Below are 14221 nucleotides of genomic sequence, written 5' to 3' on the forward strand. Positions count from 1 at the left end.
TCATTCCTTTTCCCAGCCTGCGGAGGATTGCCATCCTCTCGATGTCGAGCACCTTTCTCGCCGACTGGCCCTACTACGCGGGCATTCTCAACGACATCGCACATAGCGTGAGCTTCACCGAGAAGAACGAGTCCTTCGCCGATCATCTCAGCGGGGCACTATGAGTCCACTCGCCACGTTCATTTTCGTCCTCGATCTGGCTGTCCTGGCAACATACACGATCATCTGGCGGGTCCGGTTGAATCGACGGGACCTCGACAAAGCGATCGCGTACGTCGTTCAGGCGCTCAATTCACCGCGAAACGACAGCGTGTCTGAGGTGGTCCTCGGCCATGCGTCACCCCTGTCCGATCACATGGTTAAAGACGTCGCAAGCTCTCGAGGATACCGGTTCCTCAAGGAGGGTTCGCGGCATTCGAACACGATTTTGCGGTTCGCGCCGCGCGAGGGAAAGCGCAGGAAGCTGTCGCTCGATGACTGACGAAGCCCTCAACACAGCCAGCATCGTTCTGATCATCTGGTCCGTGCTCGTCGTGCTCTGGCTCGCGCTCGGAACAGGGAACACGTCGAATCTTCGCAGCCGGGCAAAGCAGTTGAAAGCGTTCGAACAAATGCTGCCGTCGGCTACCGACCAGGTTCTGCGGATCGACTGGATGCACTACAAGGCGGTCCCCAAAGAACGCATCGTCAAGGCCGCTAACAAGCACGGCTGGCATCACGTCGGAGACGAGGTCAAGGGGCGTTTCCTGGTTTCTGAACTTCGATAGGAACCCACACGCGGCGGTTCGTTCGGCCCAGGAGAACGACCCCTACAAGCAGTTAAGGGCGGAACTCGCGGCAGCGACACCCGACGTCAAGGGCCGCTACACCCTGGACACATCGAAGTACGGACAGCTCGGCGCAGCCGCGATCAATGAGGCCGCGAGATCGGCAGGCTGGCAGGCCGTGAATGATGACGTGCGCAATGAACTGACCCTTGCCCGTCCCGGAACGACCACTGCTGAGTTGAACCACGGTCCTTTCCTCGAAGGCGAGTCACCGGACACGCTCCGCAGCGATCCCGCCGTCGTTGAGCGTGCCCGTGAGATCGAGCGCGCCAAAGGCTTCGACCCGCTGTCGGAAACCACGCTCAACCATGCGCGAGAACGCAACAAGTACCGGTCCAAGTCGTTCAACCGGCAGGGCCTCCTCGCGACATTCTATGCGATCGTCGGCTTCCTGGCGCTCGGTATCAGCATCGGCAGCGTTCCGGACGGCTTCCCCAACAGGTGGATAGCGTTCGCGATAAGCGGCATCATCCTCGCACTCTGCGCCCTCGCGATCACGAAGGCACGGATCATCCGCAAGAAACGCAAGAGCGAAATCGGCGACGTCATTGCCGCATACCAGGAACTGCAACAGCTCTACCGGCAACGGCACACCGAGTCACGTCGTCCACGTGGGCACCCGCGATAGCCCTGCGGTCACCGCGTGGAGTGGAGCAACGCGCCGTCCTGCGACACTGCCGCTGTGGACCTGCTGATCGCCAGCAACCCTGACCCAGACTCGCGGTTGGGCTACCTGCTACGGCTGCCTATCGAGGGTGGCCTGGTGTTTCGCACGTCGGGGACCTGGCCACGCACCAAAGCGTTGTACTGCTATCCGGTGTCGACGGACGAGTGGCCGGACAATCCGGACATCGTGGAACGCACGCCGCTGCGGACCTGTCGACGTCGAGGTGCCGCGATCGACGTCGTGCTGGACCGTTACCGAGAGAGCCGCTCGCAACTGGTGTTCACCACGGCGCGCGTCCGGGATCGCCGACCTGGACATCGTCGTCGACGGCCGCGAGCGGTACCCGTACCGATTCAGCACCCAGCAGGTGAACGTCGAAAAGCGGTCGTTGCCCTGCGGGGACTACGGCCTGATCCTGGATGAACGGCTGGTCGCGGCGGTCGAGCGGAAGTCATTGGGCGACCTGGTGACCAGCCTGACCAACGGCACGCTGCGCTACGCCCTCGGCGAACTCGCCGCACTGCCCCGCGCGGCCGTCGTCGTGGAGGACCGCTACTCGGAGATCTTCAAGCTCGACCGGATGCGCCCCGCCGACGTCGCCGATGGCCTCGCCGAACTTCAGGTGCGCTGGAGCGAGGTACCGATCGTGTTCTGCGAGAACCGTCAGCTCGCGGAGGAGTGGACGTACCGCTACCTCGCCGCCGCGCGGCAGTGGGCCGACACCGAACGGGACGCGCTCCCCCGCATCGTCCCGGCCGCCGACAGCGAGACCAGCGGCGCCCCCGCGGCGCCCGAACCGTCGACCGCCGAAGTCCGCGCGTGGGCCATGAACCAGGGACTTCCCGTGTCCGACCGGGGCAGGCTGCGGCCCGAGGTGTGGCAGGCTTGGCGCGACGCACACCAGTAGGGAACCCGATTAGTGGTCGGCCTGAACCCAGACGTGGGAGTCACCGTCGACGATGTGATGGAACCGATTGTGACCGCATCACCGGTTGGCTACGGTGACATGGCGTCGACTGCGGCCAGGGTGGGGCCGCGTCGCATGGGGACGAAAGGGGATCTGCTGTCATGGTCAGGATCGATGGCTATCTGGCGAACACATCGGCCGCAGTCGGTGAGGTCGAGGACATCGCGTTCGATGCCGACGGCATCCAGCGCATTATCGACGACACGAACGACTTGATCCAGCGGGAGCTATACCGCGCCAGACGCGACGCGGAACTGTATTTTCAAAACATGCTCAAACCGCCAGATCATCCAGCAGGGGACCAGTTCGTATCATTTGCACGCGAGCACGCTGAACGCTATCTGGAGTTTAACAGAAGTTACATTGACGCCCTGAGTGATTTCGTCCGAAAGCTCGAGAAGTTGCGAGCCGATTACTTGAATCGCGAGGAAGATCTACAATGGGGCTTCGACAAAGGGGTAAAGCACTGACATGACCGGGGCGAAAAGAACGATACTGGCGACACTAAGTGTAGTCGCCGTCCTTCTGACTGGATGTTCAAGTAGCGAGGCCGGGGATCCAGATCCATCTGACAACCCCAATACAGTCACGGAAACCTCGGACAACTCCGCTGGCGGCCTGCCACACAGCGGCGCACCTTCCGTTTCTCAGCCGATCAACGCCGAAGAGTGGTTGCCGAATCCCTGCTCAGTGATAACGGCAACGCAGTTCAAATCAATCGGATTCGAAGACGTCGACGCCGAGCCAAACCCTGACGCTACGTCTGGCCCCACATGCGACTGGTATCCAGCCGAAGCAACTTTCGCCGGTGTCAGTGGGGCCTTCGGTACTGCGGACCCGCCACCGGAAGGCCTGAGCCGAATCTACGAACGACACCAGGCTGGTGAATACAAGGTATGGCAAGAACTTGCCCCAATCGCGGGACATCCAGCTGTACGGGCAGAATTCGAAGATGGAAGCGATAAGGGCGATTGCGGCCTTGCGGTTGGCCTTCGCGATAACCTGGTTTACGGCGTCCAGGTACTAGACGAGAAGAAAGAAATAACCGACGACCCCTGCGGTTTAGCTCGCAAGATCGCTACACTCGCCGTGAAAACAATGAAGGGGGAAGGGTGATGCTGCCCTACTGCATAAGCGGATACGAAATCTATAAAAGAGTCCACCCCAAAGAATACTTCGACAAACAGCTCAGCGGCGGCGCGCAAGCGTTCGAAGATCTGCACAAATCTCACTATGAGGTCGACACTGAGTTGTCGCGGATCGTCAAGTCACTTGGTGACGCATGGAAGGGCGAAGCCGCTGAGGCCGCCAAAGCAGAGATGAATAAACTGCAGCAGGTGTCCGCGCAGGTCGCGACAAGCAACATGCAGCCTGCGCAGTACAGCTACGACGACGAGTCCTCGAGTCACGCGAACCTACGCAACGAGCTAGAACCGGTGGGTAAAGAGCCGGAAGATGCCGGTTGGTACGGCGTCATCCCCGGCTTGGATAGCCAAGAGGACAAGAACCAGCAGTGGCAGAACGCCCTCAACCACAACATCCAGAAGTACGACGACTTTTACAACCGCTCGCAGCAAAATCAGCGGTTGATGAACCAGCCCTTCCCGGAAATCAAAATCGGCGACGATGTGAACTCCGGCGACAAGGGCCGGACGGGCGGGGTTGCCGGCGGTGGCGGCGCGACGAGCCCGAGCTTCAGCGGATCCACGGCAACCCCCACCGCACCGGCGGGATACAGCGGCGGCGCCTACGGCGCGGGCGGCTCAACCGGCGGCCCGCAGGTGCAGTCACCCGGAGGCGCGGGTGGTTACTACGGCGGCACCGGCCCGGCTGGCTCCAGCGGTGGCGTCACGGGCCCATCCGCGAACGGCCCGTCGGCGAGTGGCCCCTACACCGGTCTCCCACCAGGCGCGGAGCGGCTCCCGGACGGCTCGATCCGCTACCCGGACGGCACGGTGCGCACCCCGGACGGACGTCTGATCCGTCCCGGCAGCACGACGACGTCGGGCCTCGGCACCGGGCGACCCGGCTCCGGAGGCCCTGATGGCGGCTATGGCCCCGGCGGCATGGCCGGCCCAGGCATGGCAGGCGGCGCCGTCGCTGGTGGCGGTGCCGCGGCAGGCTCGGCGGCTGGCATGGGCGGTCAACCGCTCACCGGCGGCAAGGCTGCCGGTGCGATGCCGAGCCAGGGTGCGGCACCCGGCGGCATGGCCGCCAAGGGCGGCGCTGGCTTCGGCCCAGGTCGCGGCGGCATGGGCGGCATGATGGGTGGCGCTGGCGCCGGTAAAGGCCAAGGCGGCGGCGAGGACGAGGAGCACCAGGACAAGTACTTCATCAAGCAGGAAATGGACCCGGGGCTGCACGTCGAGTACGACGAGCACGGGGAGAAGCTGGTCGACGAGAACACCGGCTTCACCGTCGTCCCGCCGGTCATCGGCGAATAGCACGTCACTCAACAGGGGGAGTCTCGACGTGATCAGGCATGCCGTCTCCATCACGGTGGAGGCGTACACGAGAGCCATCCAATGGCTCAACCTCGGCGAACCACACCCGACGCTGGTCGGTGGCATGCTGTGGTACCCGCCGGACGCGGCCGCGACCGTTGACCGACAGATCTTCGCCCAGTTCGCCGAGCAGGGCCTGACCTCGCGCAACGCCGTCTCGGACGACTTCCAAGAGACGCTTGCCATCATGCAGCGCGCGGCCCGCGAGCACTACACCATCGCGAAGGTAGAGGGCACCTCGATCACGGTGCGGGCGGCGGTGGTCGGCCGCGACGCTGTCCTGGTCATCGCGGGCGGCGGCATGATCGACATCGAGCCGATCCCGTACGACCAGCTTGGCATCCGGGTGGCGAACGCGCTGCCGGAAACGCCAGCCGCCCGCATCCGGTCGATGAGCTGCGATCGCGCCATCCTCGAAGCGATCGAGCAGGGTGAACGCCCACCCCCTGGCCCTAGCGTCACCGACGCCCGCCACATGCAGCGCTGGCTGCACCTGGAGCGGTTCAACGTCGGTGAGATGCACGCGGCCATCCGGCACGAGGCGAACGGCACTCGCATCACGACGAAACCGCCGCTGACCTGCTGGATCGACAACGAGACCGGACGTGGCCTGCTGACGCACACCGATAGCGGGTGGATCAACCTCGGCCCCGCCGGACCCAGCGAGCTGGCCAAGCGGTTCGCACAGCTAGAAGACGAGCTACGCGGCCGCTGAGCGGTAGCCATCCAGGGCCGCCCGACGGGCCCGGGCTCACCCGCCCCTGACCAGATCCGACGGCATCGGGCGGTGCAGTCGCCACGTGATCGAGACCGGATCGTCCTCGTGCTCGACGTACGACACCCGGCCGAGACACCGGAACGGCGTGGGACCGTCGCCGGTCGACGTCTCCCGCACGAACAGCACGACGTGGCTGCCCTGCTCGTGGTGGCGCAGGTAGCGCCGCCCAGCGGCCGACGACGTCGACAGCCGGTGTCGTGGCCGCCAACGAAACAGCTCGGTGCTCACCGGCTCGCCAGCACCCGGCGTCACCAGCAGCGCATCGGTGTGGGTCGCCGGGCACCACGCTGCGCCAGCCGTGTGGCCACCGGGTGGACGCCGCAACGTCGCGTAACCGAGCGCGGCCAGGATCTCCTCCCGCAGGTAGCTGGCGTGGCTGGCCAACGGCACCGACGCCAGCTCGGCGTCCAGCGGCGCTGACACGTGGCGCGCCCGGTCCAGCGCGACGTCGATCAGCTCGGCGATCTCCGCACACACCGCCCGGTGCCGCCGCAGGTGCGCCAGTCCAGCCGGATACGACGCGAACCCGCCGCGCTTCGGCCACACCATGAACAGCAGCATCCGGGCCACCCGCTGCTCCCGCTCGGTCAGCTGGCCGTAGCGCGGGCCGTCGACGTCGACCAGCCGCCGGTACACGTCCGCGCGTTCGGCGTCGTCGACGTGCACGAACGCCGCCACCCGCCGGAGCAACACGTCCTCGTCAGGGCCGCCGGACGGCGTGGCGAACCCCGCCGCGCGCCGGGCGGACGTCCACGAGCCGCCGTTGCGGTAGACGTCGGACAGCTCGCGGTCGGCCTCTCGCAGATAGGTGGCCAACGACAGGTCGCCGTGAGACCGGACATCGGCGGCGAGCTGGCCTCGGGACAGCCGGGACGGCGCGCCAAGGTTGGCCAGCACGATGCGCCGCGCGTCGTCGTCGAGCACCGCGCGGGAACCGGACGGCAACGCGGGAAAACCCTGCTCCACCTGACGTCGCAGCGCACGACGACTCGCGCCGGTCAGCGCGCGATACCGCAGGTCGAACCGGAACTCCTGCCGTTGCGTGCCGATGAAGTCGAGCACGGTCAACGCGGCCTTGCCTGGCGCCCGGCGCAGCCCGACGCCGAGCTGGCGCAAGAAGCGCGCGGGGTTGTCAGTCGGCCAGAGCAGCAGCACGGTGTCGACCTCGGGGACGTCCACTGTCTCCTCGTTGGCGGTGAACAGCACGCGGACCTCGCCAGCCCGGAGCGCCGCGACCGCCTCATTCGCCGCAGCCACCAACGCCGTCGCGTCGTCGTGCTCGGACCCGCCACCACCCCGCACCAGGTTCGCCCCGTCACGCTCGCCACCAGCGAGCGCCAACGCCGGAATGCCAGACTCAGTGGCTACCCGTGCCATGTACGCCGCGTGCGCATCGGAGACGCACCACCCCACCACCCGCATAGTGTCCACATCGGACACGTGCTCCCGCAGCGCGGTGAGCACGACGTCCGCTCGTGCGTCGTTGCCGATGTAGCGCGCGTCAAGGGTGCCAGCGTCGTACGCGCCAAGCTTCCAGTCCGCATCGGACAGATCGGCGCCGTCCGCGACCCCGTGGTACCGCACCGGAACCAGCAGCTCGGCCGCCACCGCGTCGCACAGCGGCAGCTCGTAGGCCACACGCCCGTCGAAGTGGTGCGGCAGGTCGTCGTCGGACGTGACGGTGAGGCCCAGCAGTTCCTTCGGCCGCAGGTGCGCCAGCAGCCGCGTGTACGCCTGCGCCGCAGCGGGATCGAAGCCGTCCACGACAACGACGTCGAACCGGGCGGCGGGCAATTCTTCGATGCCATGCTCGGCGAGACCATCGATGCTGGCGAACAGGTGCCGCCGCCTCGGCCGCTTCCCCGCAGCGTGGATCGCACCGAACTTCTCGTCGCCGAGGGTTTCGCGGAACGTCCGCAGCGTCGGCCCCAGCGCCGCGTCACGCGCCACGACGACAAGCAGGCTCGCATCGCGCCTTTCCCTCAGCCGCCGGTAGTCCAACGCGGCGAGCACCGTCTTGCCAGTCCCAGTCGCGGCGACGACCAGGTTGCGATGCCGGTCGTGTGTATCGCGCTCAACGTCTAGCGCGGCGAGGGCTTCCTGCTGGTGTGGCAGCGGGCGGACGTCGAGCCCTGCCTGGCTGATCGTGGGCGGCGCGCCATCGCCGTTGGTGAGCGCGGCATCGAGCCGGGTCGCGTCGCGGGCTGGGTCATACGACAGGAACGCATCGGACGTCCAGTGGCCCTCGAAGGTGGCCTGAAACTTCCGCAACAGTCCGGGCGTCGCGATGCCGGACAGCCGCAGCGTCCACTCCATGCCCTCGGTCAGCGAGGCGCGGGACAGGTTCGCACTGCCAACGAACGCCGTGTCGTCGCCGGACGTGCGGTGGAACAGCCACGCCTTCGCCTGCGGTCGCGTGGACTCCGTGCCGTAGCCGATGCGGACCTCGGCGCCGACGTGCTCGACCAGATGGTCGATCGACGCGCGGTCGGTCGCGCCCGGCTGCGCGGTGGTGATCACGCGAAACGGCACACCTCTGCGTCGCAGGTCGTTGAGCGCGTCATCGAGCAACCGCAGACCATCGCGGCGGATGAAACCGCACAGCAGGTCGACCCGGTCGGCGCTGGCGAGTTCGGTGCGCAACGCCGTGGCCAGCGACGTCGCCCGCGCCGCGTCCGCGACCACCGGACTCAGCTGGCGCGGCACCGTCCCCGAGTCGAATCCAGTGAACGCCATGAGTCGGTTGAGTGACCCGGGCACGTCCGCTTCGAGCAGCGCTAGCACGCGGTTGGCCAGCGCGATGCGGCGTTCGTCGTCCGGTTCGGTCTCGATGCGGCTGCGGACGGCGTCAGCGACGTGCCGCGCGATGACCTCGGGGGATTCGACCGGTTCGACCGCCTCGGTGGCTGCGTCCGGCCGGAAGCGGGTGCGCAGGACCGCAAGGGTGCGCTCAAGGCGAATGGTGCGGACGGCGTCGGGGATACCGTCGGCCAGCGGGTCCATGCGCCAACTTTGCCACGCGACCTTCGCTAACACCCGCGAGGTTGGTCCTGGCCCCGCGCCTGAGCCCGGCCTGGTCCCCACGGAGTGTTCACGAGAACGATCATCATACGGCCAACCGGGTGGAACACACCCTCGTGTGACGCCTACCAGGAGTAAGCGCGAGGGTCAATTCGTCACGCAGCGAAACGTATCGGCACCGTGATGCGATGACCAGGCAAGAGGGCTCGTAGAACCGGCACCCAGCCGTCCCGTCCTGCGAACGCCCACAACCGCTTCGGCAGGGCTCGGAGGCATGTCATGGCAGAACAGCACGGACTGCACACCGCACTGATCGTGCACGGCATCGAACCATCGGGCCAGTCGTGTCCGGTCGTCGTAGGACTGGCGCAAGCCAACGGCAAGCTCAATATCGCGCTCCGGGTAGGCGAGAACAGCGAGACCGTATACCTCGAACCCAACGACGCCGCGCGCCTGATCGTGAACTTACGGAAGGCGATCGCCGCGGAGTACCACTACAGCTGGCCGTCTCAGCCGCCGTTCGCCAGGAATGACCAGGCTGAACCTGGGCTACCCGGACGCCCGGTGCCTACGCGGACCCGCTCGGCATAGGGGCGCGCAGTCGCCGCGCCCCTCACCGAACCGCGGCGTACGGGTTCAGCACCCGCGCGCCTGCCATGGCGACGTCGCCACTCCTGCGAGTGACGACGACGAGGCCGTTGACGCTGGCCGTCGCGGCGATCAGGCCGTCGAGCACCGAGACGCTCTCCATGGTGTCCTGCCTTCCCCACGCGCTGGTCACCGCCGCCGTCACCGGCAGGATCCGGTCACCAAACCGCGTCGTGATCACGGCCAGCCAGTCGTGCAGCAGATCCGCCTGTCTGTCGTCACGACGTTCCCGCAGCCGTTCGACACCGCGCTGCAGTTCGCCGATGGTCACCGCGCTCAGGAACAGCTCATGCGCGGGCACCCGCTCCCACCACGCGGCAACACCCCGGTCCGGCTCCGGCTTGCGGATTTCCACGATGACGTCGGTATCGACCAGGTAGCTCATCGCCCGCCATCCGAATCCAGGTCACGCGGCTGCTCCCACCTGCGCTTGACCACGTCGCCAAGGACGTCCGCCACCTCGCGAGACGCCTCACCGCCCGCTGCCTCCTCGGACAACACTGTGCCAGCCAGCGCCTGCTTGAAGTCGGCCTCGGCGTCGATACCCACCAGCCGCCGGTACTCGGCGACGTCGAGTACGACCGCGACCTCCTCGCCGTGCTTGGTCACGACCTGCGGACCGTCTTCCCGCGCCGCGCGCAGCAGCTCGCTGAGGCGCTGCTTGGCGTCCTGGATCGGCCATCGACCTTTCATCTAGACAGACTAGACAGCGGACTCGGAGAACGTCCACGAACCGCGCCACTCGAACCACGGACGTCTCCGGTGAAAAGCGCTCCCGAACTGCACAGTCAGCCTGCGATGCCGCTCCAATGGAGTAGCTGTCAACACTTGACGCCGAGAAGGTTTCAGCTACACACTGGTGTTGCGTAGAACACAACGAATGTGCGATACGCAACGACGTCGTGAGCGTGACGCAAGGCTCGTACCGCGCATCAGCTACGGCACCCGTCCTCCCAGTCTTCACATCTCCCGATTTCGGACATCCCAGGCGCAACAGCGAGGTGCCCCCAATGACAGACCTACTACACCCGTACCCAGCGGCCCACCAGGCAACCACGGTGGACCAGCCAGCCGTGATGCTCTACACGCGGCTCAGGAAGTCGCCGTACTTCTGGAAGTCGCGGGCGCACGGCGTCGCCGCCTACAGCGTCTACAACCACACCTATCACCCGCGCCACTACGGCGACCCCGTCGGCGAGTACTGGGCACTTCTGCAGGGCGTAACGCTGTGGGACGTCGGTGTCGAGCGGCAGGTCGAGATCTCAGGGCCGGACGCATTCGACTTCACGAACATGCTGGTCCCGCGCGACCTGAGCAAGTGCGCCGTCGGGCAGTGCAAGTACGTGTTCATCACAGCGCCGGACGGCGGGATCATCAACGACCCTGTGCTGCTGCGGCTGGACACCAACCGGTTCTGGCTCTCGCTCGCGGACAGCGACGTCGGCCTCTGGGCGATGGGCCTCGCCCACGCTGGCGGCTGGAACGTGCGCATCCGCGAGGTCGACGTCGCGCCGCTGCAGGTCCAGGGGCCGAAGGCGAAGCAGGTCATGGCCGACCTGTTCGGCGCGGAGATCCTGGACGTGCCGTACTACGGGCTCCGCGACTTCACGGTCGACGGCATGGACGTCGTCGTCAGCCGCACCGGCTACTCCGGCGAGATCGGCTACGAGATCTACCTCTACAACGCATCTCGCGACGCCGAGCGCCTGTGGGACGCGGTGTGGCAGGCGGGCGAACCGTACGGCATGCGCCCCATCGGGCCGTGCCACATGCGCCGGATCGAGGGCGGCATGCTCGCCTACGGCAGCGACATCACGCTCGACACCAACCCGCTCGAAGTCGGCTACGACTACCGCTGGATGGTCGACCTCGACCAGGAGGCCGACTTCATCGGCAAGGACGCGCTGACCCGCATCAAGTCAGAAGGCATCAGCAGGCGCATGGCCGGTGTCGAGATCGACGGACCACCGCTCGGCACCTACAACGACGGCTCCATGATCGAACCGTTCGACATCTACGACAGCTCGACCGAGTCGGTCGGACAGGTGACGAGCGCCTGCTTCTCGCCACGGCTAGAGCGCAACATCGGCCTGGCCATGCTGCCGCTCGAGCTCACGGAACTCGGCACCACCGTCTCCGTGCGCACGCCGACGGGGATGCGGACCGGCACCATCGTCGAGAAGCCCTTCATCGACCCGCGCAAGGAAACCCCGAAGGGCTGACGCCGGTATGACCTTCCAGCCGCTCACGAGAGCGCCACGCACGCGGCGGGCCGTAGCTCCGCTGCTTACCGCGCCGCGTTACGAAATCCTGCCGCTGCCGGGAGCCCTTGAGGCGACCGAGCAGCTCCCGGCGGGATCGGTCGTCACGGTCACGGCATCGCCACACAAGGGCCTGCACGCGACCATCGACATCGCCGAGGACGTCATGGCGCAGGGGATGCGGGCCGTGCCGCACCTCGCTGCGCGGCAGTTCCGCGACAGCGGCGAACTGTCCGAAGTGCTCGATCGGCTCGACGCGGCTGGCATCAGCGAGGTGTTCGTCGTTGGCGGCGACAGCCAGCACCCGGCTGGCGACTTCGCGGACGGCCTCGCCCTGCTGCGCGGCATGGCCGACCTGGGCAGGCTGCCCGCCGAGATCGGTGTGCCGTCCTATCCGGAGGGGCACCACGCCATCGACGACGAGACGTTGTGGACGTCATTGCACGCCAAACAGGACTACGCCACCTACACCGTGACGCAGCTGTGCTTCGACGCGGACGCCATCTGCCGGTTCGCGGCGGAAGCCCAGCGGCGCGGCATCACGCTGCCGGTCGTGGTCGGCACGCCCGGCGTCGTCGACCTGACCAAGCTGCTGCGGGTCGGGCTGAAGATTGGCGTCGGGGACTCGCTGCGGTTCGCGCGCGGCAACTACTCGGTCGCGGGCAAGCTGCTGCGGCCCGGCGGCTACCGCCCGGACGGGCTGGTGCGCAAACTCGCCAACCGGGTCGCCGACGGCCACTGCACCCTCGCTGGCCTGCACTTCTACACCTTCAACCACGTCGCGGAGACTGCCCGCTGGGTACGGCAAACCCACCGGCGGGCGGCCTGAGGAGGGCCCTATGGCAATCATGCCTACCGACATCGAGATCTCCCGCAGCGCAACACTGAAACCACTCACCGAGGTCGCCGCGGACATGGGAATCGGTGAGCACCTGCTGGAACCCTACGGCCGCTCGGTCGCCAAGATCTCGCTCGACGCGATCGAGGAGCTGGCCGACCGGCCGCGCGCCCGCTACGTCGTCGTCTCGTCGCTCACCCCGACCCCGCTCGGTGAGGGCAAGACGACGACCACCGTTGGGCTCGGCCAGGGCTTCGGCCACATCGGACACCGCGCGGTGATCGCCATCCGGCAGCCGTCCATGGGGCCGACGTTCGGCATCAAGGGTGGCGCGGCAGGTGGCGGCTACTCACAGGTGGCGCCGATGGAATCGGTGAACCTGCACCTCACCGGCGACTTGCACGCGGTCAGCTCGGCGCACAACCTGCTCGCCGCGATGATCGACAACCACCTGCACAAGGGCAACCCGCTCGACATCGACCCGTTCTCGATCTCCTGGCGGCGGGTGCTCGACGTCAACGATCGCGACCTGCGGGAAATCGTCACCGGGCTCGGCGGCAAGCTACACGGCATCCCCCGGCAGACCGGCTTCGACATCACGGCGGCCAGCGAGGTTATGGCGGTGCTCGCGCTGGCGGACTCGCTGCCCGACCTGCGGGCACGGCTCGGCAGGATCGTCGTCGGCTACGACCACAACGGCATCCCGGTCACGGCGAACGACCTCCGCGCGGCTGGTGCGATGTGTGTGCAGCTTCGGGAGGCGATCAAGCCGAACCTGATGCAGACCGTCGAGCAGACACCCGCGATCGTCCACTGTGGACCGTTCGGGAACATCGCGCACGGCAACTCCTCCGTCGTGGCCGATCTGATCGGCATCCACAGCGGCGACTACCTCGTCACCGAGGCCGGGTTCGGCGCCGACATGGGCGCGGAACGCTTCTTCAACATCAAGTGCCGCGCATCGGGACTGGTGCCGGACGCCGCCGTGATCGTCGCGACGGTGCGCGCGCTCAAGGCGCACTCCGGCAAGTACAAGGTGGTGGCGGGCAGGCCGCTGCCTGCCGAGATGCTCGCCGAAAGCCCGGACGACGTGCACGCAGGATCGGCCAATCTGCGAAAGCAGATCGCCAACATCCGCGCGCACGGCATCACGCCCGTCGTCGCGGTCAACGCCTTCCCCAGCGACTACGACAGCGAGAAGCAGGCCATCCTGGACATCGCGAACTCGGAGGGCGTGCGGGCGGCGGTGACCTCGCACGTCGCCAAGGGCGGCAAGGGCGCGGCCGAACTGGCCGAGGTCGTCGCGGAAGCCTGCGAGGAGCCGTCGCACTTCCACTACCTCTACGACGACAGCCTGCTGCTCGAAGACAAGATCGACGTCGTCGCCCGCCGCATGTACGGCGCTGACGGCATCGACCTCTCCAGCACCGCACGTAAGCAGCTCGACAGCTACCAGAACAACGGCTTCGGCCGGATGCCCGTGTGCATCGCCAAGACTCACCTGTCGCTGTCGGCCGACCCGTCTCGCAAGGGCGCGCCGACCGGGTGGCGGCTGCCGGTGCGTGAGGTCAGAGCGTCGGTCGGCGCTGGCTTCATCTATCCGATCTGCGGGGACATGCGCACCATGCCCGGCCTGTCCTCGCGGCCGGCCGCCGAACACATCGACATCGACGAGACCGGGCAGGTCGTGGGGTTGTCCTGAAGGAGTTG

Annotated in this window: 16 protein-coding genes; 13 read left to right on the forward strand and 3 right to left on the reverse strand. The window is 66.8% G+C overall.

The window, feature by feature from the left end; translation table 11 throughout:
- The first annotated feature begins 41 nt into the window (after window positions 1–41).
- From AMYHA_RS28150 to AMYHA_RS02270, 9 genes are all read left to right on the forward strand, one after another.
- Complete coding sequence (locus AMYHA_RS28150; RefSeq protein WP_269189729.1) at window positions 42–164, forward strand: hypothetical protein; 123 nt, start codon at window positions 42–44, stop codon at window positions 162–164.
- Window positions 161–481 (forward strand): hypothetical protein, encoded by a 321-nt coding sequence (locus AMYHA_RS02240; protein ID WP_034267482.1) that lies wholly within the window; start codon window positions 161–163, stop codon window positions 479–481. Before AMYHA_RS28150 ends, AMYHA_RS02240 begins: the two co-directional genes overlap by 4 nt.
- The gene (locus AMYHA_RS02245; RefSeq protein ID WP_034267485.1) at window positions 474–767 is read left to right on the forward strand and encodes a hypothetical protein; all 294 of its coding nucleotides are present in this window, start codon (window positions 474–476) and stop codon (window positions 765–767) included. Before AMYHA_RS02240 ends, AMYHA_RS02245 begins: the two co-directional genes overlap by 8 nt.
- A gap of 178 nt (window positions 768–945) precedes the next feature.
- Complete coding sequence (locus AMYHA_RS02250) at window positions 946–1455, forward strand: hypothetical protein (RefSeq protein ID WP_034267489.1); 510 nt, start codon at window positions 946–948, stop codon at window positions 1453–1455.
- A gap of 262 nt (window positions 1456–1717) precedes the next feature.
- Window positions 1718–2401, forward strand: coding sequence for an ERCC4 domain-containing protein (locus AMYHA_RS02255; RefSeq protein WP_196776821.1), 684 nt, complete (start codon window positions 1718–1720; stop codon window positions 2399–2401).
- A 161-nt stretch (window positions 2402–2562) separates the two neighbouring features.
- Window positions 2563–2931 carry a hypothetical protein gene (locus tag AMYHA_RS02260; RefSeq protein WP_034267492.1) on the forward strand — a complete coding sequence of 123 codons (369 nt, stop codon included), beginning with the start codon at window positions 2563–2565 and terminating at the stop codon, window positions 2929–2931.
- Window position 2932: 1 nt separating this feature from the next.
- Window positions 2933–3577, forward strand: coding sequence for a DUF3558 domain-containing protein (locus tag AMYHA_RS26175; protein WP_084036723.1), 645 nt, complete (start codon window positions 2933–2935; stop codon window positions 3575–3577).
- A gap of 203 nt (window positions 3578–3780) precedes the next feature.
- On the forward strand, window positions 3781–4905 hold the full coding sequence (locus tag AMYHA_RS27335; protein WP_169732887.1) for a hypothetical protein: 1125 nt from the start codon (window positions 3781–3783) through the stop codon (window positions 4903–4905).
- Between the two features lie 28 nt (window positions 4906–4933).
- A complete protein-coding gene (locus tag AMYHA_RS02270) occupies window positions 4934–5680 on the forward strand; it encodes an ESX secretion-associated protein EspG (protein ID WP_034267496.1) in 747 nt (248 codons plus the stop codon).
- Between the two features lie 36 nt (window positions 5681–5716).
- On the opposite strand, the gene AMYHA_RS02275 is transcribed toward AMYHA_RS02270, so the two are convergent.
- Complete coding sequence (locus AMYHA_RS02275; protein WP_034267498.1) at window positions 5717–8746, reverse strand: DUF3427 domain-containing protein; 3030 nt, start codon at window positions 8744–8746, stop codon at window positions 5717–5719.
- Between the two features lie 297 nt (window positions 8747–9043).
- Here AMYHA_RS02275 and AMYHA_RS02280 point away from each other — a divergent pair, with 297 nt between their 5' ends.
- Window positions 9044–9355 carry a hypothetical protein gene (locus AMYHA_RS02280; protein WP_034267500.1) on the forward strand — a complete coding sequence of 104 codons (312 nt, stop codon included), beginning with the start codon at window positions 9044–9046 and terminating at the stop codon, window positions 9353–9355.
- Window positions 9356–9377: 22 nt separating this feature from the next.
- On the opposite strand, the gene AMYHA_RS02285 is transcribed toward AMYHA_RS02280, so the two are convergent.
- Window positions 9378–9797 carry a type II toxin-antitoxin system VapC family toxin gene (locus AMYHA_RS02285; protein ID WP_034267503.1) on the reverse strand — a complete coding sequence of 140 codons (420 nt, stop codon included), beginning with the start codon at window positions 9795–9797 and terminating at the stop codon, window positions 9378–9380.
- Window positions 9794–10105, reverse strand: coding sequence for a type II toxin-antitoxin system prevent-host-death family antitoxin (locus AMYHA_RS02290; protein ID WP_034267506.1), 312 nt, complete (start codon window positions 10103–10105; stop codon window positions 9794–9796). Before AMYHA_RS02290 ends, AMYHA_RS02285 begins: the two co-directional genes overlap by 4 nt.
- Before the next feature lie 317 nt (window positions 10106–10422).
- On the opposite strand from AMYHA_RS02290, the gene AMYHA_RS02295 reads away from it, so the two are divergent.
- From AMYHA_RS02295 to AMYHA_RS02305, 3 genes are read left to right on the forward strand one after another with little or no spacing between them, the layout of a single operon-like run.
- Complete coding sequence (locus AMYHA_RS02295; protein WP_051399445.1) at window positions 10423–11634, forward strand: glycine cleavage T C-terminal barrel domain-containing protein; 1212 nt, start codon at window positions 10423–10425, stop codon at window positions 11632–11634.
- A gap of 7 nt (window positions 11635–11641) precedes the next feature.
- A complete protein-coding gene (locus tag AMYHA_RS02300; protein ID WP_034267509.1) occupies window positions 11642–12502 on the forward strand; it encodes a methylenetetrahydrofolate reductase in 861 nt (286 codons plus the stop codon).
- A 19-nt stretch (window positions 12503–12521) separates the two neighbouring features.
- Window positions 12522–14213 carry a formate--tetrahydrofolate ligase gene (locus AMYHA_RS02305; protein WP_034275452.1) on the forward strand — a complete coding sequence of 564 codons (1692 nt, stop codon included), beginning with the start codon at window positions 12522–12524 and terminating at the stop codon, window positions 14211–14213.
- Window positions 14214–14221: the final 8 nt, after the last annotated feature.

The organism is Haloechinothrix halophila YIM 93223 (assembly GCF_000504245.1).
Classification (GTDB): Bacteria; Actinomycetota; Actinomycetes; order Mycobacteriales; family Pseudonocardiaceae; genus Haloechinothrix_A; species Haloechinothrix_A halophila.